Source organism: Anabaena sp. WFMT (assembly GCF_051781005.1).
GTDB lineage: Bacteria > Cyanobacteriota > Cyanobacteriia > Cyanobacteriales > Nostocaceae > Anabaena.
In genome coordinates this window covers 85,052-107,661 of the sequence record NZ_JBPWOA010000006.1, presented here as the reverse complement: position 1 = coordinate 107,661, position 22,610 = coordinate 85,052, and the positions used below count along the sequence as shown (strand labels likewise).

Below are 22,610 nucleotides of genomic sequence, written 5' to 3'. Positions count from 1 at the left end.
CTAATTTTAATCAAATAAATAGAACTTACTAGACATATTCTAATATTTTTATTTTATCTGTAATAAATTATTTTAACCAATTTTGGTGGTTTAATTCCCCTGCCTCTACAAGCAGCAAGTTTTGTGTCGGGATCTAAATCCCAGTTGCAAAACTTAATTACGAATTACGAATTACGAATTACGAATTACGAATTATTTTAATATCTGACATTTAGAATTTTTGCGATTAAAATTATATTGCCTGTTTTGATTAATTTTTCAGCATACCTAATACCATAAATACCAAACAGTTTACCAATGACCAACAATTCTGAATTACTAAAAAATCTCTACAATGCTTTCAACCCATTTCAGCCATTACCCGCAGGAGATCCTAACTATGTAGACTGTCAAGATGTGCGGGGAGATGCAGATATTCTGGAAGAATTGGGAAATCGGATTCAGTTGGCAAATCAATATACTTGTCAATTATATTCCGGCCATAGAGGTGCGGGTAAATCGACAGAATTGCTGAAGTTAAAGAAATATTTAGAAGAAAGACAATTTTATGTAGTTTATTTTGCGGCTGACGAAGAAGATATTGATTCAGAAGATGCTCAATATACAGATATTCTTCTTGCTTGTACTCGACGACTACTCAAAGATTTGCGAACAATTGGAAATCCTCAACCTGTTCTAAATTGGCTCAAAGACCGTTGGCAAGATTTGAAAGATTTGGCACTGACTGACATTCAAATCGAGAATATGAATGTAGAAATGCAAATCAGCCAGTTCGCTAAATTGACTGCAAATTTAAGGGCTGTTCCCGAATTACGTCAACAAATCCGAGAAAAAGTCAATCCTCATACCGTCACTTTGATTAAGGTCTTAAATGAGTTTCTTGCTGATGTCAGAAAACATCTACCTAAAGATAGAAATAAACTAGCGGTCATAGTGGATAACCTAGATCGAATGGTTTTAGTAAAAGATGGGGAACGTACCAATTATGAAGAAGTTTTTTTAGATCGGTGTGAGCAACTCAAAGCTTTGGAGTGTCATTTGATTTACACTGTTCCTATTGCAATGGTTTATTCTACCAGGGCTACGGATCTCCGTGACGTATACGGTGATCCTCAAATATTGCCAATGGTGATGGTACGAACTCCACAAGGTGAAATTTATCAACCGGGAATAAATAAAGTTAAGGAGGTGATTTACCGACGAATTAGGCAGTTTGCCCCAGATAAACCCCTGGAAACAGCAATATTTGATAACCGCGAAACTCTAGAAAGGCTTTGTTTAATGAGTGGAGGTCACGTCAGAAATTTGCTATTGTTAACACAGGATGCTATAGGTCGCACTCAAGATTTACCAATTTCTGAAAGAGCAGTTCGACGAGCCATCACTCAAGCTAGAGATACCTACCGCCGCGCAGTAGAAAACCATCAATGGATATTGTTGGCAGAAGTCTCCCGGTCTAAGCGGATCATCAATGATGATCAGTATCGCAATTTGATGTTTAATCGCTGCCTTTTAGAATACCGCTATTTAGATGAAGAAGGAGAGATGCATCGCTGGTATGATATTCATCCACTGATTCAAGGCATTCAGGAATTCAAAGAAGCTATAGAAAAACTCCCATGAATTTAGAGCTTAGTGACTGGGATCAAGATGTACCTGCTGAGGAATACGAGGAATATGAAAACCTCATCACTGCTCTGAAGCGTAAAGAGGGATTTGGCTTATTTTTTGTGCAATGTTTAAATCGAGAAGCAGAGCAATTAATTAATAAAATTTCCCACTTCTTACCTGATAAAAACATTCAAGTTTTACGCTTAACTGAGCCAATTGATACTCTGTATGACCAGTTACTAAATATTTATACTAACAAGCGATTTGATATTTTATTGATTACAGGTCTAGAATATTCGCTTTATAAGTATGAAAAACAGCAATTTGGTGAAATAACGGAAACACATTACAGTGATTTAAGCAATGTCCCGCCAATTCTAGACCACTTAAACCAAAAAAGAGAACTAATTAGGGATAAAATTCCTGTTATTTTTGTTTTTTTGGGACATCCATTTGTAATAGATTATTTTATTCATCGCTCCCAAGACTTTTTTGATTGGAAATCATCAAGTGTATTGAAATTAACAAGAATACCAGAATTAGTCCAGGAACAATCATCTAGCATCAGCAGTAGCGAGGCGTTTAGCTCATGCTGAGTACTGAACAAATGAGTATTGTGAGGTGAACTCTATCTATTTGGGAAACCTGGACAAAACCTTCCTCCCCCAAAAGATAGAGCGTGCAACCCAAAGCTTGTTGTAAAATAGACAATAGAACAATTAGGGGGGGCCAGTTCGCTGGTCATATACGTCTATAGAGACCATCTTCGGTAATCTGCAAGGTTTGAAGTCCAGCCATCTGAAACAACTACAGCGGCTGTACCATCAGCGTATATCGGGCGATCGCATCACAACATCCGAGTTCGCCCAACGTCTGGCAGCAATTAGCACAGAACTAAATCAGCCTGTATGTGCCTACCTCAACCGTCGCGGACAAGTCATCCGAGTGGGGGTAGGCACTCCGCGTCAAACCCAAATTCCACCGCTAGAACTGCCCCGTTACGGTGCAGAACGTCTGAGTGGTATTCGTTGTATAGCAACCCATCTCAAGCCAGAACCGCCCAATGAATCGGCGCTGACAGCAATGGCACTGCAACGATTAGATGCTCTGGTAGTATTAAATATTACTGGTACAGGATTTACAAAGCGGGGTGGTGGTGCGGCTGGCTATGTGAAAGAAGCTTATCTAGCTCATTTAGTAGCTAATAGTAAACAGCTAGTCTTAACTCAGGCTGGGGGAATTAGTACCTCAGACTCAGCTTCCTATTCCAACATATCGCCACCTTTGAGTTTAGATGCGATCGCAGAACAAGATTTTCTGGACTTGGTAGAAAGTCTAGAAGAGGAATTCCGTCGTGAATACATCGCTCAAGAAGTTGACGCTGATCATGATCGCGTTGTCATTGTGGGTGTAGTCACTGATAGTACATCAGGTCAACAATTCCAGGACACAATTGCCGAATTAGTGCGGTTAGTGGATACGGCTGGAGGAGATGTATTACAGATACTGCAACAAAAGCGATCGCGCATTCATCCTCAAACCGTTATCGGTGAAGGTAAAGTCCAAGAAGTCGCCCTCACAGCCCAAACTTTAGGCGCTAACCTGGTCGTCTTTGACCGCGACCTCTCACCGGCTCAAATCCGTAACCTAGAAGCACAAATTGGGGTCAGAGTCATTGACCGTACAGAAGTAATTTTAGATATCTTTGCCCAACGCGCCCAATCTGGTGCTGGTAAATTACAAGTAGAACTAGCACAGCTAGAATATATGCTGCCACGACTCACCGGTCGGGGTAAAACCATGTCCCGATTAGGAGGTGGGATTGGGACACGGGGTCCTGGTGAAACAAAACTAGAAACAGAACGACGGGCTATTCAAAAGCGGATATCCCGACTGCAACAAGAAGTTAACCAGTTACAAGCACATCGTTGTCGGTTACGTCAAAGACGACAACATCGGGAAGTTCCTTCTGTCGCTGTCGTGGGTTATACCAACGCTGGCAAGTCTACCTTGCTCAACGCCCTCACTAACGCCGAAGTTTACGCAGCTGACCAACTTTTTGCCACACTCGACCCCACCACACGCCGCTTAATTATTCCCAATGCGGATACCAATGAACCCCAGGAAACCCTAATTACAGATACAGTAGGGTTTATTCACAAGTTACCCCCCTCCTTAATGGATGCCTTTCGCGCCACTTTAGAGGAAGTCACTGAAGCTGATGCCCTATTACATTTAGTGGATTTGTCCCATCCTGCCTGGTTGAGTCATATTCGCGCAGTTAGGGAAATTCTGGCTCAAATGCCGATAACTCCTGGACCGGCGTTGGTTGCTTTTAACAAAATTGACCAAGTTAGTAGCGAAGCACTAGCTTTAGCGAAGGAAGAATTTCCTCTAGCGATATTTATCTCCGCTAGTCAGCGTTTAGGCTTAGAAAACCTCCGCTATCGCCTATCCCAGTTAATTGAATATGCGGTTGATGATGGGTAAATAGTTTTACCTAAGTTGCATTAGCCTTAAACCTGGGTGGGGAAGTTGATCATGATCTCTCTGCTCAGGTTTAATTTTGAAGAACAAAGAAAAATTTGTATAGGAGACACAAGACATCTTTTTTGAATCCCCTAAATTGATTTATGAGTTTTTCCTCCAACTTCAACGCCTTCTCACTCTCACTAGCAACAGACTAAAATTAAAAAGTATTTGATCAAAGTGATAATGTTATGACTGCAAAAGTAGAAATTTACACTTGGGCTACTTGCCCATTTTGTATACGTGCTAAAAGCTTACTAAAGAACAAAGGTGTTGATTTTATCGAATACAGCATTGATGGAGATGAGCAAGCGAGAAATCAAATGTCTCAAAAAGCAAATGGAAGACGTTCTGTACCCCAAATTTTTATCAATGATGATCACATTGGTGGTTGTGATGATATTTATGCTTTAGATCGTCAAGGCAAATTGGATGATTTGCTAACTGCTGGTAATAACATCTAGGTTATTCAAAAACTAACGATTACATTTTTGGTGATTGAGGTAGAAAGGGTGAAACTGGCTTTTATTATTGATCCCATCCATCAACTTGACCCATGCCATGATACCAGTGTTGCGCTCATGGAAGCAGCGCAAATACTAGGTCATGAGGTTTGGATAACTCAGGCTAACCTGCTGAATGTTGTGGATAGCAAAGCTTGGGCTGTTCTACAGCGGATAGAACTTGTACCAGTGGAATTGGTGGAAAAACGTTGGGTAGCAGCAAATCCCTGGTATCAGTTAAGTTCTAGCGTCTTAACTCCCTTGGAATCAATGGATGCTGTATTGATGCGGACAGATCCACCTGTTAACGATTCCTACCTCTATGCGACCTACATTTTGGATTATATTGACCAAAATAAAACTTTGGTAATTAACAGCCCCAATGGTATCCGCAGTGCAAATGAAAAAATGTATGCGCTTCAGTTTACCGAATGTATTCCCGAAACAATTGTCAGTGCAGATAAGCAAGTTATCCGCCAATTTGTGGAAGCCAAGGGAGCAACAGTCCTCAAACCACTGGGAAATAAAGCTGGAGAGGGGATTTTATTTTTGCAATCAAGCGATCGCAATTTTAACTCTATTGTTGAACTTAGTACCCTCCAAGGTCGAGTCCCAGTCATGGTGCAAAACTATTTACCAGCAGCTAAGGAGGGAGACAAGCGGATTATTTTGCTCAATGGTGAACCTATTGGGGCGCTCAACCGCCTTTCCAGTGGTAGTGATTTTCGCAATAATATGGCTACAGGCGGTACAGTAGCACAAACCGAAATCACCCCCAGAGAGCAGGAAATTTGCGCCCTAGTAGCCGATAAACTACGTCAAGACGGCTTAATTTTTGTTGGTATTGACGTGATTGGTGGTTACCTAACAGAAGTCAATGTCACCAGTCCGACAGGAATTCGGGAAATTGACCGTTTAGATGGTACTCGTCTTGGTCATCAGGTCATTCAATGGCTGGAACAGTCACTGACAAAAAAATATAACAGGAGTCAGGAGTCAGGAGTCAGAATTCAGCAGTAGTTTCATCCATACCTATAAAATTTGGGGTAGCAATTGAATTGCTTACCCCTAACCTAGTTAAATAAACCCTAAAACTAACTAAGAAATTTTATACAGCACTCAGCCGGAACTGAGACTGCAAATTTAATCTAAAATCTCAAATCCACAATCATTTAATTCTTGGGTGGTGTCCTCCGTCTTTGGAGAAAATCAGGAATATCTAATGAGGGTTTTTCTTTCGGTTCGGGAGTTGGGGTTGGTTGATTAACAGTTGGTTGTGGTGCGGGTTTTCTGGAAGTTGTGGGAGGCACTACTCTAGCGTTAGCTACCGTTTGTTGTGTCGTGGCTTGGATTTCACCTGTAAACCCAGTAGCAATAACGGTAATTCTCACTTCTCCTTGGAGTCTGTCGTCAATTACTGCTCCAAAAATAATATTGGCGTTGGGATCAACCACTTCATAGATTGTTTCCGCAGCAGCATTGACTTCATGTAGGGTCAAGTCACTACCACCAGTGATATTGAAGACAACTCCTCTAGCGCCTTCAATAGAACATTCTAGCAATGGAGAGGAAATTGCCGCGATCGCAGCTTCTCTAGCTCTAGATTTACCAGAACTGACCCCAATACCCATTAGAGCCGATCCCGCATCTGCCATTACTGCTCGCACATCGGCAAAGTCAACGTTGACCAACCCAGGAATCGTAATAATATCAGAAATACCTTGCACCCCTTGACGTAACACATCATCCGCGTAGCGAAATGCTTCTTGTACAGGTGTTTGTTCAGGGATCACCTCCAACAGCTTGTTGTTGGGGATAATTATCAGGGTATCCACCCGACTTTTTAATCCCTCTACCCCTTGCTCTGCTTGGCTGGTGCGTCTTCGTCCCTCGAACACAAATGGCCGGGTGACTACACCCACAGTCAGAGCGCCCATTTCTTTAGCTATTTCGGCAACAATTGGAGCTGCACCAGTACCAGTTCCGCCCCCCATACCGGCAGTGATAAATACTAAATCCGCACCTTCTAAAGCCGTAGCAATCTCATCACGAGACTCTTCTGCCGCCTTTTGACCAATGGCAGGATTACCTCCTGCACCTAAACCCCTTGTTAGCTTCTGTCCAATTTGTAACCGACTAGGAGCGCCCGCTAAGGTCAGAGCTTGGGCATCGGTATTAATTGACCAAAACTCCACCCCAGAGACATCAGACTCAATCATGCGGTTAACAGCATTGCCGCCGCCACCACCCACACCAATCACTTTAATATTGGCAACTCGGCCGGGAACAATTTCACCAATGCGGTTATTTTCCGTCATCTTCTTACTATCATGATTTTGTCCGAAGTTCAGCCCAGAGCTATTAAAGGGGTTGTTGGAGTTAACTGCTAAAGATAATCCTGGTTGTCCCATAGCTTGGGTATTTTTATAGGTAAATTCTTGGTTATTATCAAGTGTCATTGGATTTATAAGAGGTAGATAAACGACTTTTTCCGGTGTTATTCACTTAAGAGTCAACTATGGTTTCATACTGCCACAATCTCTGGCAATGTTTTTTATTGTTCTCACTGCTGCCAAACCTAACCGGATTGGACGTGCGATAATTTAGCTATGGGAAAAGCTTTAAGCACAGGAGATTTGCTAAAATCAGCACTGCTTTTTCCACAAGACGCTTCCCCACAGGAGTACGCGGTGCCTGCGGCCGGCGTAGCCATCGCGCAACTAATTTTAGAGAAGTATAACTACATTGTCAGAAGATCAATCTATATAACTTGATCTAGACATTAATATTTTTCAACTAAATCCGACAGGGCTAGTCATCTTTTACCAGAGCAAGGTAATTCTTGCAAGCCTACACTAACCTTAATATAGGTACAGTGTAAGCAGTTGACTGCTATGTTGCTGATTTTCGTCCCGGTATGTCCTTAGTCTGCTCAATATCCTCCCACTATTTCTGCTAAAACCTTTTATTTAGTAATCAATTTTACAACTTTCGTTGCATCTTTCTTAGTTAATTACTAAATTTTCGTAAAATGAATGTATATCTTTACCCCCCGTCACTGATTAAAATACCTAAAAAAGCCATTCTATCTGATTTTAGAGTTGATTTCCTCAAGATTATAAAGTAGTTGTTATACACCTTAGCAGAGTAAAAGCAACTCGACACTCAAAATTATCAGCAGACCAAAAGAGTTGTAAGGATACAGGATAGGACAGATGATCTGCGTTAATCAGATGGTATCAATTGAGTATCTGTTACTCTTTAACGATTGTCTATCATTTATCCTGCCATTTTAATCAAAATTTAATACCAATTTTTGTTTCGGTGGCGCGGGCTGTGAAAATAACAAATATCTTTAGGGATAGAAAAGTAGTTGATTTCTAAATAGTAGTTGCTCAATCAAACAGTCAAGTGCAGGATAGCGAAAATAACTATCCAGTGAAAAAGTTTAAAAAGCTGATCAAACTTGCTTTCTTCCCTCCTACCTTATGCCTCCTTGCCCTAAAGCTGCTTAGGGATTTTGGAGATTTATTTTCGCTTTTTGGTTCACTTGTACTAATGGAAAGTCAGGATTTTTGAGATCAATGTACGCTATTTGTCCAGGATTTAATTTTGTAGGTAAATGCTGCATTTCGACCAGTACTTTGATTTTTTCAGGTAATTGGGCATTGGGAAGACCGAAATGTACAATTCCTAGTTCTGTTTTCAAAATCAAATTTGTGGGATCTTGACAATCAATTTCTGTTACCTTCACCGAACTTTGACTGATAGCTTGATAAAGTTGAGTCCAGTAGGGACGGTATTGTTCTGGTAAACCAATAACTTTGAGACTAGGCAATTTGCCAGTGGGATTAAGTGAAGTGTATTTTTCCAAAGGCATCCAAGCACCACTGGCATCTAGTAAACCCACATCACCTTGTTGGCTCTGGTTACTGCTATTTTGCAGACATGGTTGTGGTGGGACTTCGGCAGATTTCTCCGAAGTTCTAGACTGAGGATCGCAACTGGTTGTTCTTTGTCTTGGAAAGGTGTAACTCATTGCTACTGGCAATCTTTCCTGGATTTCGATCATCAACCCAGGAGGAAATAAACGACGACTAACAGTTGCTTGTGCAATAGCTGGTTGTTGCTTCAACGTTTCGGCAATTGCAGATGGTTCAAGTCGCCATAAAGATTGGGGGTAGGACAGGGCTAAAAGTGACTGAATTTTCTGCTCCGACAATAATTGGTTGCTTGATGTCATAACTATTTGTGTGGGAGCCTTTAGTACCCACATTGGCTGGATTGTCACCCATAGCAATCCACCTGCTAGACCACTAGCGGCTAATGTTCGCCAAATGGTTTGGATAATTTTCATCCGCTGCTGCCGACGTAATTTTTGACGGCGCTGGGCTAAATCCCTACGGGAAACTGAGACTATACCGGCCATTAAAACCCCTTTCTGGTTTCAGTCCAATTCATTTAGATGCGATCGCCTGATCAACTTTTATAGAGAAAATACTTGGAAACCTTTGATACTGTAGCAAGTTGAGGCAATGCTTGATGGCATCAACCCCAAGCATTCCCTTGAGAGTTGATTGTAGCCATAAGTTTAATAACTTCCACCTCAAAACTGATTTTTAATTTACCATTCCCAGGATTTATCCCTATCCAGCGTGTTCTCAGTGTTTTAAGTCACAGGATTTTCCTCCTCAACTTTCACTAAAAATGCTTGTAGACGCATCCGTTCAATATAAGGCCAACCCCCCTCCGACTCAATATCTTTGAGAAGAGAGTAAAGTCTTTGACGGTTATCCGGCAAACTATCTTGAAAAATTCCATCACGAATTTCTCGATGTAGCTTTTCTAACTGTCGCAGCAAAGCTAACAGTGCAGTAACATCTCCTTGACAAGCTTGGGCTGAATCTTTCACAGCAGCAGTAATCACCTGTAACTTCTCGGTAAATTGCTCTGATTCAGAATTCTTATTGTTGCTCATGCAAATCTCTCCATGTATACAGGGTAAACTCAAATTTACCCAAGATTTTGGGTTTTCTATTGTTTGTCGGTCTTAATTTAGTCAGCTGCCACTCTAGACCGAAAGTGAAAGCCCTGCGTTGAGAGTTCTGGTTCAGATCACAGAATCAAGCGGAAAGCCGAGAAGCCACTTGGCTTTTAGACAGTGGAGGAACGGCGACACTAGCGATTTTATAGAGCATCCAGCAAACGTGCCAAAGGGAAGCGATCGGTTCTAAAACAAAGCAATGAAGTGTAGCACAGCCTCTACTGCAACTAAATGGGATCGATAAATTCTTATTTCCAATTAGAGTGCTTTGATTTTGAGTTAAAAAAAATCGTATGATCTGGCTGAGTTGACAACTTTAGATATTAATTTTCACATTGAGGTTGACCATGAGGTATCGCGCTTTAATTGTTGCATTCTTGGCTTTATGCTTAGGACTAATCACTGCTTGCAGTGATGCTCCCTCCTCTAGCACCAGAGATTTACTCACTTACGAACAGATTCGAGGCACTGGCTTGGCTAACAAATGCCCCCAACTGGCAGAAACAAGCCGTGGTTCGATTCCCCTGGATACCAGCAAGTCCTACGCCATCAAAGAACTGTGCTTAGAACCAACTAGTTACTTTGTCAAAGAAGAACCTGCTAACAAACGACAAGAAGCCGAATTTGTTCCTGGCAAATTGTTAACTAGATATACCTCCACCATTGACCAAGTACAAGGTGATATCAAAATCAACCCAGATAATAGTCTCACCTTTGTAGAAACAGATGGTCTTGACTTCCAAGCTATCACTGTCAAACTTCCTGGTGGTGAACTGGTTCCTTTCTTGTTTACAATCAAAAACTTGGTTGCACAAACACAACCGAATTTGACCAGTATTAACACTTCGACGGACTTTGAAGGCACTTTCAAGGTTCCTTCCTATCGTGGTGCGGCTTTCCTAGATCCTAAAGGTCGTGGTGTCGTTTCTGGATACGATAATGCTGTAGCTCTCCCTGCCCAAGCGGATGATGACGATTTAACTCGCACTAACGTTAAGCGTGCAGAAATCCTCAGTGGCAAAATTTCTCTACAAGTCGCCAAAATAGATAGCTCTACTGGCGAAATCGCTGGTACTTTCGTGAGTGAACAGCCCTCTGATACAGATTTAGGTGCTGGTGAACCTAAAGAAGTCAAGATTCGTGGTTTATTCTACGGTCGAGTTGAAAATCGCGGCTAAATTCTCTTGATTACAAGAGTTTACATTATAAAGTTTAACCCAACTATCCTCCTTTTTTTAGGGGACAGTTGGGTTTTTTAACGGAGACGAGAACTCCCATCTGATCCCCAACGCCTCTAGTTTCCTCAGTAAATCAACATAAATTAAATGAGATTGTTTAAAAATTAGATGAAGTTAATGGAATTGATTACGTACTATTACATATAAATAACTTTTCCCAATTTAGAAGAATAACGCATATTCTGCCAGGATACTGATAAGTAAATATTATATTGCATTTGTTAAATTAAGTACGATCTCGGTTTGACATCGAGGACAGAATTGTATATTTTGATTCTAAAGGTTAATTATTTAATACGATACACCACATACAAAATTCCATTGAAGAATAACAAAAAAACCAATTCAGCTATAAATCACACTAAATTTTTAACCCATCCCAGATATGACTGAATCGCCAAAAATTGTTACTTCTGTGTTTTACCAGAAGATTATTGATCTGGATGGAAGGCGATATTCTGCTTACAGCAGGCATCGCTAATACAAAACGCTACAACCAGGTTTGAGAACGATTACTCAACTTAACCATTTATTGAATACCCAATGTGCCATGCCTACCACAGCCACGAACGAACTGAAACATGAAATTTCACAGTTGTTGAGAGAGTATCAGACATCTCCCTCAGAACGCCTTCGCAATCAACTAGTGAAACTAAATTTTGGACTAGTGAGAAAAGAAGCTCACTACTGGATCAATCAATGTCAAGAGAGCTATGACGATTTGCTCCAGGTCGGCTGTTTGGGTTTAATTAGAGCTATTGAAAAATTTGAACTTTCTAAAGGAAATGCGTTTAGTTCTTACGCTATTCCCTATATTAGAGGGGAAATTCAACACTACCTTAGAGATAAAGGTGTGACTATGCGGATACCCCGACGATGGTTGGCTCTACAACAGCAAGCAATTGGGGTTTCCCGTTCTCTACGCGAAAAATACAACCGCCAACCTACAGACGCGGAAGTAGCAGCAGGATTAGAAATTTCCCACAGCGAATGGCAAGAGATTAAATTAGCCTGGGTTAATCGCTCTCCTTTAAGCTTAGATGTACCTGTGTTGGATGGAGAAGAGGGTGCTACTTGTTTAGGTGAGTTAGTTCCAGATCCTCATTACCGGAGTTTTCAACTAGCCCAAGAAGACCAAATGCGTCTGCATCAAGCACTAATACAGCTAGAAAACCGAACTCGCGAAGTTGTAGAGTGCGTATTTTTGCAGGATTTGACACAGAAACAAGTTGCTGAACATTTGGGTATTAGTGTTGTTACCGTTTCCCGGAGAGTCAAAAAAGGGCTGGACTTGCTCAAACAACTCATGGGTACAGCAGAAGATTAACTGCAAACAAGCGTGAACTGTGGATGTGCTGGAATGACAGTGTTAAAAACAACCCTCGAAATGTCAAAATGTAGGTTATAAAGAAACAGACTTCGCCTTGAATGCAAATTTTAGGTGTGTCGATTTCCACAAGTAAACTTTCCTATAGCTTTCGAGAACAGCTAATGGGTATAAAAACACAAATTACAACTGCGGGTATTTTAAGTTTAGCGATCGCTGGATGTACTATAGGCGGCACGCCTGAAGCTACTAACACTCCTAACCCCGCTAATCCTGCGCCAACCTCTGAAGCGACAGCGCCCAAACCACCGGCGGATTCAGCCTTTATCAATCCGGTGGTGCCTCCCCGACCTAATCAAAATGCGATCGCTAACGGTGGTGGCATTATTCAATCAACTCAAGTCCAGCCACGTTTGCTGGAGATCCAAAAAGGGCGGACTGACCCCTTTGCCCAAATAGTCGCAAATCCAGTGACTCAAATGCCTAGCAATTCAGTCCCAAAAGCAGTTCCTAAATTGCCTCCCTTACCGACTCCAATCAAGCCACAAACAACGCCAACAGCACAAAATAGAACTCCAGGTCAAACAAACAATCCAGCACAGGTAGGGCAACAGGGCAACCCTAATCGCACAGTTGCTATTCAAACAAAGCCCAAACCGATATCAGCCCCAGTTCTGCCTAAGCTGCAACCTCAAGTTATCGCCAAAGCGCCCATAGTACCTGTATTACCACCACAACCACAACCAGATTCCGCAAGAGCGGTTTTAGTAAGTGGTGTAGTTTTAATTGGTAAACAACCCCAGGCAATTATCAAAGTACCAGATGAACCAACCAGCCGCTATGTACAAAGTGGACAACGCTTGGCAAATGGTGTTTTGATTAAACGCATTGAAATGAACCGAGGTTCTGATCCTATTGTCATTTTGGAACAATACGGTATTGAAGTAGCTAAATCAGTAGGAGAAAAACCAGCCAACTCTGATCCATCAAAGACTGCTGCTGCTGGCAATTCTATTTCAATGGTTACACTGCTTTAAAATTTTGTGATAATCTAAACCCTGACGGTGAATTAAATGCGGCTGTCAATCTGAAAAAAAAGATTAGCTTAACCGTGTCTCCCTCATTTGGGAGTGCCGTACACGGGTTTTAAAAAAACCAAAAATAAAATTTAATTACCGGATATTTCCGGTTTTATATTATTTTTATGGAGCAGACTAAGGAAAAAATTGAATTTGCTAATTTGCCTTTAGCTGTATATCGGGAAATAGCAGCCCATTTGCGTCAAGTAGAAGGGGTAGAAGTGGATTTAATTCCTCAGACATCTTCACAATTTGATTACAATCAAAGCCAAATTAGTAGTTTGTCTATTTCGTGGACACCAAAGACGAACGAGGAAAGAGTCAAGCAAATTTTGGCTTATTATCAAAACCTCTATGGTGGTTCTTCTTTGTAATAGTATTGACTGGGAATTTTAGATAATATTGATGGGGTGTTTCTCTGGAACACCCTTTTTTAGTGTTGTAGTTACAGTAGAACATTTAGTTTCAGTAATCTAGATAGCAAAATAAATTTATTCTCTAGCAATATAAGAAAAATCCTTGTAAATAAAGGATTTCAGTTATTTTTACCTTATGCTTTACAAAAATTTATCATTGATAGATGATAAATTATCTCAATAATGCTGCTAGGATATCCTCAGAACTTATTGAATATAAATCTCAATAAGTAAATTAAGCCTCGCAACTATTTATAACAATTCACTCACAGGAAATTACACCATGACAAGCATGGCTGTGCAAACCCCGGAGTCCATACCTTGGTGGTCAGGGAACGCCCGTTTAACAAACCTTTCAGGACGACTTTTAGGCGCTCATGTTGCCCATGCAGGATTAATCGTGTTTTGGACTGGTGCAACAACCTTATTTGAACTTGCCCATTTCCAGCCCTCACAACCAATGTATGAGCAAGGCTTAATTCTCTTACCCCACTTAGCAACCTTGGGTTGGGGTGTAGGTGGTGGTGGTCAAATTGTAGATACCTATCCTTACTTCGTCATTGGAGCATTGCACCTAATTAGCTCTGCTTTTCTAGGACTGGGAGGAATATTCCATGCTCTATGGGGTCCAGCTATCCTAGAAGAAAAATTTTCTTTCTTTGGCTATCGTTGGCAAGATGCCAATAAAATGACAAATATTCTCGGTATTCATCTAGTTTTACTGGGTTTAGGGGCAGGTTTACTCGTTGCCAAAGCTATCTTCTTCGGAGGTTTGTACGACTCAAATCTTGGAGAAGTACGAGTCATTAATCACCCTACCTGGAACTTTACGGTTATTTTCAGCTATCTGATAGGCAGTCATAAATACTGGATTGCCGGAGTGAACAACCTAGAAGACTTAGTTGGTGGTCATATATGGGTCAGTATTATCTGCATAGCGGGGGGTATCTGGCACATTACCACTGAGCCTTCTGCCTTTGTAAAACGGCTGTTTGTTTGGTCAGGAGAAGCATACCTGTCCTACAGCTTAGGAGCTTTAAGCTTAATGAGTTTTATAGCTGCCTATTTCGTCTCCGTGAACACACTTGCTTACCCTGTAGAATTTTACGGTACACCTTTGAGCATTGGCTTTGACCGTTTCCCCTATTTCCACAATGGAGATTTATTATCTTCTCGTGTGTGGTTGGCAAATGCTCACTTTTGGCTAGGCTTTTTCTTTCTCCAAGGACATCTTTGGCACGCCTTACGGGCTGCGGGTTTTGATTTTCGCACCGGTGAAGTTTTACGTCCAACTCGTGGTGAGGTAATGTAACTATGACTACTGCAACTATTAACCCACCTGAATATGGATGGTGGGCAGGTAATGCTCGGTTTATTAACCAATCTGGTCGAATTTTAGGCGCTCATGTTGCCCATGCTGGGTTAATTGTACTTTGGGCTGGGGCAATGACCCTATTTGAAATCAGTAAATACGACCCTTCCCGACCAATATATGAACAAGGGTTAATTTTACTACCTCATTTGGCAACCTTAGGATTTGGTATTGGTGATGGTGGCAAAATTATTGATATCTATCCCTATTTTGTTATTGGTGTACTGCATTTGGTCAGTTCGGCTGTACTTGGTGCTGGGGGGATTTATCACGCTCTTTTAGGACCCAAGGTATTAGCAGAAAACAAAAATTTTCCTGGTTCCTTTGGCTACAACTGGGAAGATGAAGACAAAATGACCACCATCATTGGTATTCATCTGGTCTTGTTGGGTTTAGGAGCATTTTTACTGGTGCTAAAAGCCACGGTTTGGGGGGGAATTTATGACCCTACTGTGGCATCTGTGAGGATAATTACAGCACCAAATCTCAATCCTGTGCGGATATTTGGTTATCTGTTTGGTGGTCAAGGTATGGCTGCTGTCAATAATTTAGAAGATGTTATTGGTGGCCATGTCTGGGTAGGACTCCTCTGTATTGGTGGAGGAATTTGGCACATTTTCACTACTCCTTTCACCTGGGCAAAAAATATCTTGTTTTGGTCTGGTGAGGCTTATTTATCTTACAGTCTTGCTGCTTTGGCATACATGGGTTTGTTAGCAGCATATTTTGTGACTGTTAATGATACCGTTTATCCGACTGAGTTTTATGGACCGTTGGGATTTAGTAGCACATCTGAAGTAATTTCGATTCGCACTTGGTTAGCAACTAGCCATTTTGCTTTAGCTGTTGTCTTTTTATTGGGTCATATTTGGCACGCTTTAAGAGTGCGTGTGATTGCAGCTGGGTTAGATTTTCAGCAAGGAGTTGTCAATTATTTGGATTCCCCAGAATTTGGCAATTTACAAACTCCTGTCAATGCTTCTGATTTAACACTGAAGTTTTTAGGCAATCTTCCTATTTACCGTCCGGGGTTGTCTCCTTTTTATCGCGGTTTAGAAATTGGCATGGCTCATGGTTATTTCCTGCTTGGCCCTTTTGTAAAATTGGGTCCGCTGCGGAATACGGAGTTAGCAAATCAAGCTGGGTTAGTAGCTACTATTGGGTTGCTGTTGATTTTATCAATTTGTCTGTGGCTGTATGGTAAGGCAACTTTCCAAAAACGTAAATCTCCTCAAGGAGAACTACCAGATAATTTAACCACAGCTAAGTCTTGGGGTCAGTTTAATATTGGTTGGATGGTTGGTGGTTCTGGGGGAGCTTTGTTCGCTTTCTTGCTGTTAACTAATAGCAGTTTATTTTCCTAAGTTGATTTTTATTGAAGGGGTTTGAAAATGTCAAAAAAAATTGGTTTGTTCTACGGTACTCAAACTGGTAAAACTGAATCTGCTGCGGAAATGATTCGGGATGAGTTTGGTGATGATGTGGTGACTTTGCAGGATATTTCCCAAGCTGATGCTACTGATTTAGAGGAGTATCAATGTCTGATTATCGGCTGTCCTACATGGAATATTGGTGAACTACAAAGTGATTGGGAAGGCTTTTTTCCGGAGTTGGATACTATCAATTTTTCCGGTAAATTAGTTGCCTATTTTGGTACTGGGGATCAGCTTGGCTATGGGGATAATTTTCAAGATGCTATGGGCATTTTAGAAGAAAAAATTTCCGAGCGTGGTGGTAAAACTGTGGGTTATTGGCCAAAGGATGGTTATGATTTTAATGAATCTAAGGCATTTAAAAATGGTAAGTTTGTCGGTTTGGCACTTGATGAAGATAATCAATCTGATTTAACTGATCAACGTATCAAGGCTTGGGTGGCTCAGTTAAAAACAGAATTTGGTTTGTAAAAAATTCTGGACATTATTTAGTAGTCATTTGTTAGTTGTCAAAGTGTGGATAATTTGATTAACTACACCTTCCTTACCATCCTCTATTGTATTTTGTGAGAATATTTATGTCTGATATTTTTGATGTTTTGTGGTTAAGTTCTAGCCCTGCTTTGGGAAGGTTTGATCAACCATTACTTAAATATTTGTGTAAGTATATGAAGGTCGCTCAGTGGGAGTACCATCAAGGAAAAGATGAGGGTAGTTCTATAGATGAAGCAGTAGATTTAGTCTATGAATTTTTGACCCCTTGTACTGGTTCTATACATTTAGCTGGCCATGGTGCTGGTGGTGCGATCGCTTTAAATTTTGCTCGTCGTTATCCTGAAAAGGTGCGATCGCTCACTTTATTAGCTGTGGCTTCTCAACCTGCCCATACTTGGCACACTCACTACTATGTTCAAAGAGAACTATTTACAGTTAGTCGTGAACAAGTCTTAGCGAATAACGTCCGCAATCTTTTTGGCAAACAACCTGCTCACACCACTAAAAAGTTAATGGCAGCTTTAGAGCAAGATTTGGATCAAACCCCATTATTACACTCTCTCTTCAAGTTGGTTGATTTGCCTAAAGGTGGAGTTTCTATGCCGATGATGGTATGTGGTAGCAAAAATGATCCCATTGCTGCTCCACCTGCATTACAGGATTGGTTAAAATGTTTTAAACCTGAAGACCATCTCTGGGAATGCCCTCAAGGATATCATTTTTTTCATTACTTTTATCCTCAAGATGTTGGGGAGCAAATATTGAGTTTTTGGCGACTTTATCATCTACAACCAATGCTGATATCTCAACTAATTTCTCAAAATTTAACAAATTAGCAAGTATTTCTTAGGGGCATATTTATCACCCCTATTAATAATTTATCTAAACCTTTGACAGCGATAAAATTACATATTATCGCTCATTTTGCGTTGCTGAATTGAACTTAATTGATAATTGTTAAGCTTTATTACAGAGTCAGCTAAATAGAAATTTTTATCAATAAACTATATTTGTAATCACCAGATCAGCAATTAACTTCAAGCATTTAAATGACTTTAGTCATGTTATCAACTTTTATCCGTTGAAGTTAAATAGCTTATTACTTGAATATTTCTAGCAACAAGTCATAAATTAGTAAGCAATGCAGACATACGATAATCCCAAGGTCAAATTTGATTGGTGGGTTGGTAATGCCCGCTTGGCATTCCCGTAGTATTTCCTCATAACGTAAAGTTTGCTCAACATCAGCTAGTCACAATTTCAGCCTGTAGTTAATAGCAGTTGACTGTGGGCTATTTCTTACAATTTTTTTGGGAGTAATAAATATATGGCTATAATTTTTTGCGCCTTATGTGCTTGGATAATGACGATTTTACTGCTTTGCAGTGTTTGGTTAACGGTAAAAAAAGGAATCAAATATTTATATAAATTACATCAAATTCCTTGTTATAATTGTGAATATTTTACTAATGATTATCGTCTTAAATGTACTGTACATCCTCAGAAAGCTTGTTGTGAACACGCCATTGGCTGTGTTGATTTTGAGCCAAAAACTGCTGCTTGTAATGCTTGTCAAAAGGGTCGAACATGGAAAATAGGAAAAAGTGATTTACAATATGATTGAAATTTACAGATGTAATAACTGTATTTAGTTATTGCCTCTGATCAGATTTTGTTAACTATCAATCTTCATCTTGAACAAGTACTTGAACTTATGAATACAAGCTCTGATTTTCTATCTGAACTATCTGATTTTCTCTATCCTCGTAGTCCATATAATGGAGAATTGAAGACGGAGTATTTAAAATTTAATTTACATCTGCAAGAATTTTCTCAACGAGTAAATTACATTTGTAGTTTACAAACTGGTGGGAAAATTGCTCCAGAGGAAGCTTACAAACAAATTCAACTTCTCTGGAGACAATTAAAGTCTGTCAAAAAAACACTATAAGTTAGCTATACTGCAAATGGGTGAAATCTGGACTTATGTCATACTGAGCGTAACGTAGTGCAGCGTTCGCGGAGCGTCTCGTAGAGAAGTATCTCGGAGATTCTTCACTTCGTATGGCTTACGCCACGCTGCGCTATCAGAATGACACTTTTAACCCGTTCTTAGTATAACTGATCTGCAATCAACGAATTTTTAAGTCAGGGTATTATATTTTTGTCTACTTTTCTTTTTTCTCTAACCTAGCTTTGATATCCACTGCAAAGTCTTCATATCTTCTCAAAGGAGTTACTTCTACTTGCACATTTTGACCCATTTTTTTCATGATAGGTAAATCCAAGAGAATTTGATCAAGGGTGTCAGGTGTGGGAACATCCACAATTGCAATTACTCGACGAGTTCCTACACATTTCCACAAATCTACAACAATTCCTACTTGTTTTGCTTGCAATGCCGCATCAGCTTCTTCATTCCAAATTGTAAATAGTTCTTGCTGTGTCATATCATCGGGGTATTCGACATGAAAATCTAAGTGATATAGCATGGTTAATTTTCCTAAGATTGTTTTGTTAATTACAAATAATAAAATAGTAGACAAGATAGTTTGTCAATTTCCAAGCTCAACAACATTTATGGTGGAGTATCTAGTTGATCGAGAATACGTTGCAATTTTTGATATTCTTTATCTGGTAATGCAAAGTTAGCATTACGCATTCCATCTACTAATTCTTGTAGCAGGTTCAAAGAAGGGCGAATTTCAGATACCCACATTGTGAGAACATCTACAATAGTTAGGAAAGAAATATTTAGATCTTGCGCTGCTTTACAAGCTGTATCATCACTGGAAAGAAAAACTGCTGTGAAGGCATCTCTGAGAGCTAAAATTAAACAAGCTGCTTCCCCGCGACCAATAGCATATACCTTCATTACATTTTCCCGAATAGGAAGTTCTTCTAACTGTAAAGACTCAATAAAAAGACTCCCCGTCTGAATGTGACGAGGAAGTTGAGTAGCATTTTCTAAACGTACCTGAAAACGTTGTCCTTTGAGTCCTGGTTGATTTTGGGCTTGACGACGAGCATAACGGATTCCTTTTGCTAATTCACTCAAATCTTCATCATGTGCATTCAAAGGAAGATAGTCTTCATCTTGGTAATAAACCTCAGATGGAAATACAGCTTGTAAAGTATTGAGTGCTGCCAATAAGATATCAATTCCTTGAGGATGGGCAAATGCGAAAACTCTCAAAACAACTGTATCCAGAACAAATTTAGGCATAGACCTCTTCAAAATCTTCGGCATCTTCTTCAGAGAGCCTATCTTCTAATTCGAGGTCACTGATTCTCAGCATTTCAGCTACTCGCCGCAACGAAAGAATTTTTTTAGCGATCGCACCATAGCCCAATTCTAAAAAAATTCTTGGTAAGCGTTCTTCGGGAGGTAGGGGACGCACGCCAAACTCACAAGTTGAAGGGCTGTATCCCAAAGATTTAGCTAAGGCGATTGGTTTGATGTTATGAGTCAATGCTTCTGGAGGAGCGCCTAATTTCCGGTCTGCTGCTAGTCGATAAATCGCACCTTGATAGCTAACTCCAAAGTAACGGGCAATGTGTATTACTTCTTCGGGATGCTTGACAGTTCTAATTCCCATCACTTCTAATCGTTCCTGCAAACCTTCCTGGGGAATTAGGAAATAAGATGCAAACCGATTTGCAAATTTTTCTAATGAATTAGCTCCCTCTAAATCACGACAAAGAATTGCTGGACGATCCCAATGAAACAGACTGTGAGCAATTTCATGACTCAGGGTAAAGGGAGAGCGAGTATAAGCTTGATCTTCGTTAAAGACCACAACTGATCCCAAGTTTGGATGCAAAAAGAACAACCCAGAAAGATCAGTTCTATCCTGTCCTAGAGGAGTAGCAAAGACCTGATAGCCTTGTGCATCGAGAAATCCCTTGATATTGAGCAAGGGAGCAACGCCCAAATTGTAATAGCGGCGAGCTTTTTGAGCAAATTCTGCTACTTCATAGTCAGTGTATTCTTCCTTGGGAAGTGCTGCAAAGGGTGGATGTGGTTTACCAGGAAAAGTAGTTTTTGTCAGTTGGTAAAGTTCTTCTAAATCATGAATTTGCTGGATTAACTTTGCAATTCCGGTTTTTCCAGTAATTGAAAGACTATTACCCAACGTCCGCAGTGATGTTTCCCAATCTTGCTGCTCAGAAAGTTGGGTTGATGTGGTGACATCTGTAAAAAAGTAAGTTACAGGCACACCATAGAGACGCGCGATTCTATCAAGTGTCAGAGCTTCAATTCTCCGCTTGGCACTTTCATACTGGCTGAGTGCAGGGGAAGTGATACCCAATGTTTGAGCAGCTTCTCCTTGGGTAAATCCTGCCATTTCACGAGCTAATCGCAGTCTTTCTCCCAAGCGGATTTCTAGTGGTGGATTTTCAGTAAATTTTGACACAATAATTACCTCTGAAGCACGTAATTTAACAAAATGTTATCTTTTGTCCTTCACATTTTCAATTTTAACAGTTATTCTAGGATTAGAGAAGCACCCTCGTTAAAGTTCAACTCTTAAATTAGGGATTATCAGGAGGAAAACACAAGAGCAATGCTAATAACAGGTAGAAGAATTCGGAATCTGGAATCCCGTCTCCGGTTTGTGACTCCAGGAGAGACAATTGTCTTGGGAATCGCAAACATTGATCGCTTTCCAGTTTTACTACAAAAGGTTGGGTTTACACCAGCCTTAGAAGTAGGTGAATCAGTACTTCCGTCTCTAGGATTGGGTCCAAAGAGTCGCTACAACTCATTAGGAAAGGATATGATCCACAGGGATTGCCCCAAAGAGACAGCCTATCGAATGATTGAGTGGCGTTGGAAGCAATGGTGTGGAGGTGGTGAGACTGAAGAAGTTTGCGACTTTCGGGATGTTCCTTATCAGAGGTATCCAAGAACCCATATTCCAGCACCTAGTATTGAGTTGAAAATTGCTACAAATACTCAAGGGGAGAAGATTCTTGTAAGTACACCAATAGTTTATGACACTAGCAATCACTCTTTATTGCTGCACATCATCAATCTTTGTCTAGAAATTTTTCGTGAATGCCAAGTTTTCTCTGAGAATTTGGATGCGATAATAAATGTGCCATTAAAACGTCTCAATTGGACAATTTTGAAGTCTGGTCAATATCCTTGGAGCAAACTTCGTCAGGAAGTTAAAAAGATTATTGAAAATGCTCCACGCGGCAAACACCGTATCATAGAAGACCGTATTGAGACGATTAATAAATATGTACCTGACTTTTTTGCTGTTGGAAGAGCAGGATTTAGCGGCTATATTGTCTTTGGATTTAGTTCACAAAATTTATTTGTTTTGGAAAGTATTCAATTTGGCAATGCAACCTACATTTTGGGAGATAACTGGGAAAGACTTTCTCTTTTATCAAAGGCTGAGATTTTAAACGATAGTCTACATCAAGAGCGAATTGTTCATCGTATTGGTTGGCACAGTAAAATTCGCACTTTACTATCAATGTAAAATTCTTTGATACAATCTGCTAATCCCTGACAATAAATTGATACTACTAATTAGCTAATTAGCGG

General features: G+C 40.3%; 22 protein-coding genes. 16 read left to right on the top strand and 6 right to left on the bottom strand.

The genetic code is table 11. From position 1 onward, the window contains the following. The first annotated feature begins 297 nt into the window (after positions 1–297). The 5 genes from ACSQ6I_RS05265 (at position 298) to gshB (ending at position 5,663) form a co-directional block, all read left to right on the top strand. The gene (locus ACSQ6I_RS05265) at positions 298–1,623 is read left to right on the top strand and encodes an ATP-binding protein (RefSeq protein WP_438889310.1); all 1,326 of its coding nucleotides are present in this window, start codon (positions 298–300) and stop codon (positions 1,621–1,623) included. Then, entirely contained in the window at positions 1,620–2,207 is a 588-nt protein-coding gene (locus ACSQ6I_RS05260; RefSeq protein WP_438889309.1) for a hypothetical protein, read from the top strand. The genes ACSQ6I_RS05265 and ACSQ6I_RS05260 overlap by 4 nt, the downstream gene beginning before the upstream one ends. A 157-nt stretch (positions 2,208–2,364) precedes the next feature. Further along, entirely contained in the window at positions 2,365–4,101 is a 1,737-nt protein-coding gene (gene hflX, locus ACSQ6I_RS05255; protein ID WP_438889654.1) for a GTPase HflX, read from the top strand. 230 nt (positions 4,102–4,331) lie between these two features. After that, complete coding sequence (grxC, locus tag ACSQ6I_RS05250; RefSeq protein WP_438889308.1) at positions 4,332–4,604, top strand: glutaredoxin 3; 273 nt, start codon at positions 4,332–4,334, stop codon at positions 4,602–4,604. A gap of 48 nt (positions 4,605–4,652) precedes the next feature. Beyond that, on the top strand, positions 4,653–5,663 hold the full coding sequence (gene gshB, locus ACSQ6I_RS05245) for a glutathione synthase (protein ID WP_438889307.1): 1,011 nt from the start codon (positions 4,653–4,655) through the stop codon (positions 5,661–5,663). 152 nt (positions 5,664–5,815) lie between these two features. On the opposite strand, the gene ftsZ is transcribed toward gshB, so the two are convergent. The 3 genes from ftsZ to ACSQ6I_RS05230 form a co-directional block, all read right to left on the bottom strand. Continuing rightward, positions 5,816–7,102: a cell division protein FtsZ gene (gene ftsZ / locus ACSQ6I_RS05240; RefSeq protein WP_438889306.1), complete on the bottom strand. Its 1,287-nt coding sequence runs from the start codon at positions 7,100–7,102 to the stop codon at positions 5,816–5,818. A gap of 1,052 nt (positions 7,103–8,154) precedes the next feature. Continuing rightward, positions 8,155–9,072, bottom strand: coding sequence for a cell division protein FtsQ/DivIB (locus ACSQ6I_RS05235; protein WP_438889305.1), 918 nt, complete (start codon positions 9,070–9,072; stop codon positions 8,155–8,157). A gap of 240 nt (positions 9,073–9,312) precedes the next feature. Beyond that, positions 9,313–9,621 carry a hypothetical protein gene (locus tag ACSQ6I_RS05230; RefSeq protein ID WP_438889304.1) on the bottom strand — a complete coding sequence of 103 codons (309 nt, stop codon included), beginning with the start codon at positions 9,619–9,621 and terminating at the stop codon, positions 9,313–9,315. Positions 9,622–10,034: 413 nt separating this feature from the next. On the opposite strand from ACSQ6I_RS05230, the gene ACSQ6I_RS05225 reads away from it, so the two are divergent. From ACSQ6I_RS05225 to ACSQ6I_RS05180, 10 genes are all read left to right on the top strand, one after another. Continuing rightward, positions 10,035–10,865 (top strand): photosystem II manganese-stabilizing polypeptide, encoded by an 831-nt coding sequence (locus ACSQ6I_RS05225; protein ID WP_438889303.1) that lies wholly within the window; start codon positions 10,035–10,037, stop codon positions 10,863–10,865. Between the two features lie 610 nt (positions 10,866–11,475). Beyond that, positions 11,476–12,252 carry an RNA polymerase sigma factor SigF gene (locus ACSQ6I_RS05220; RefSeq protein WP_438889302.1) on the top strand — a complete coding sequence of 259 codons (777 nt, stop codon included), beginning with the start codon at positions 11,476–11,478 and terminating at the stop codon, positions 12,250–12,252. Between the two features lie 164 nt (positions 12,253–12,416). Further along, on the top strand, positions 12,417–13,289 hold the full coding sequence (locus ACSQ6I_RS05215; RefSeq protein ID WP_438889653.1) for a hypothetical protein: 873 nt from the start codon (positions 12,417–12,419) through the stop codon (positions 13,287–13,289). A 167-nt stretch (positions 13,290–13,456) separates the two neighbouring features. Then, complete coding sequence (locus ACSQ6I_RS05210) at positions 13,457–13,705, top strand: hypothetical protein (RefSeq protein WP_438889301.1); 249 nt, start codon at positions 13,457–13,459, stop codon at positions 13,703–13,705. Between the two features lie 334 nt (positions 13,706–14,039). Continuing rightward, on the top strand, positions 14,040–15,059 hold the full coding sequence (locus ACSQ6I_RS05205) for a chlorophyll a/b binding light-harvesting protein (RefSeq protein WP_438889652.1): 1,020 nt from the start codon (positions 14,040–14,042) through the stop codon (positions 15,057–15,059). Positions 15,060–15,061: 2 nt separating this feature from the next. Then, entirely contained in the window at positions 15,062–16,483 is a 1,422-nt protein-coding gene (locus tag ACSQ6I_RS05200) for a chlorophyll a/b binding light-harvesting protein (protein WP_438889300.1), read from the top strand. Between the two features lie 27 nt (positions 16,484–16,510). Further along, on the top strand, positions 16,511–17,023 hold the full coding sequence (gene fldA / locus ACSQ6I_RS05195; RefSeq protein WP_438889299.1) for a flavodoxin FldA: 513 nt from the start codon (positions 16,511–16,513) through the stop codon (positions 17,021–17,023). A 107-nt stretch (positions 17,024–17,130) separates the two neighbouring features. Continuing rightward, positions 17,131–17,883, top strand: a complete 753-nt coding sequence (locus tag ACSQ6I_RS05190; RefSeq protein WP_438889298.1) for an alpha/beta fold hydrolase — start codon at positions 17,131–17,133, stop codon at positions 17,881–17,883. 491 nt (positions 17,884–18,374) lie between these two features. Continuing rightward, complete coding sequence (locus ACSQ6I_RS05185) at positions 18,375–18,671, top strand: hypothetical protein (protein ID WP_438889297.1); 297 nt, start codon at positions 18,375–18,377, stop codon at positions 18,669–18,671. A 90-nt stretch (positions 18,672–18,761) separates the two neighbouring features. Then, on the top strand, positions 18,762–18,998 hold the full coding sequence (locus ACSQ6I_RS05180) for a DUF7219 family protein (RefSeq protein ID WP_015213260.1): 237 nt from the start codon (positions 18,762–18,764) through the stop codon (positions 18,996–18,998). Between the two features lie 217 nt (positions 18,999–19,215). On the opposite strand, the gene ACSQ6I_RS05175 is transcribed toward ACSQ6I_RS05180, so the two are convergent. From ACSQ6I_RS05175 to ACSQ6I_RS05165, 3 genes are all read right to left on the bottom strand, one after another. Next, positions 19,216–19,539: a muconolactone Delta-isomerase gene (locus ACSQ6I_RS05175; protein ID WP_438889296.1), complete on the bottom strand. Its 324-nt coding sequence runs from the start codon at positions 19,537–19,539 to the stop codon at positions 19,216–19,218. A gap of 86 nt (positions 19,540–19,625) precedes the next feature. After that, positions 19,626–20,273, bottom strand: coding sequence for a hypothetical protein (locus ACSQ6I_RS05170; protein ID WP_438889295.1), 648 nt, complete (start codon positions 20,271–20,273; stop codon positions 19,626–19,628). Further along, a complete protein-coding gene (locus ACSQ6I_RS05165) occupies positions 20,266–21,465 on the bottom strand; it encodes a helix-turn-helix domain-containing protein (RefSeq protein ID WP_438889294.1) in 1,200 nt (399 codons plus the stop codon). Before ACSQ6I_RS05165 ends, ACSQ6I_RS05170 begins: the two co-directional genes overlap by 8 nt. A gap of 150 nt (positions 21,466–21,615) precedes the next feature. On the opposite strand from ACSQ6I_RS05165, the gene ACSQ6I_RS05160 reads away from it, so the two are divergent. Continuing rightward, entirely contained in the window at positions 21,616–22,545 is a 930-nt protein-coding gene (locus ACSQ6I_RS05160; RefSeq protein WP_438889293.1) for a hypothetical protein, read from the top strand. Positions 22,546–22,610 lie beyond the last annotated feature (65 nt).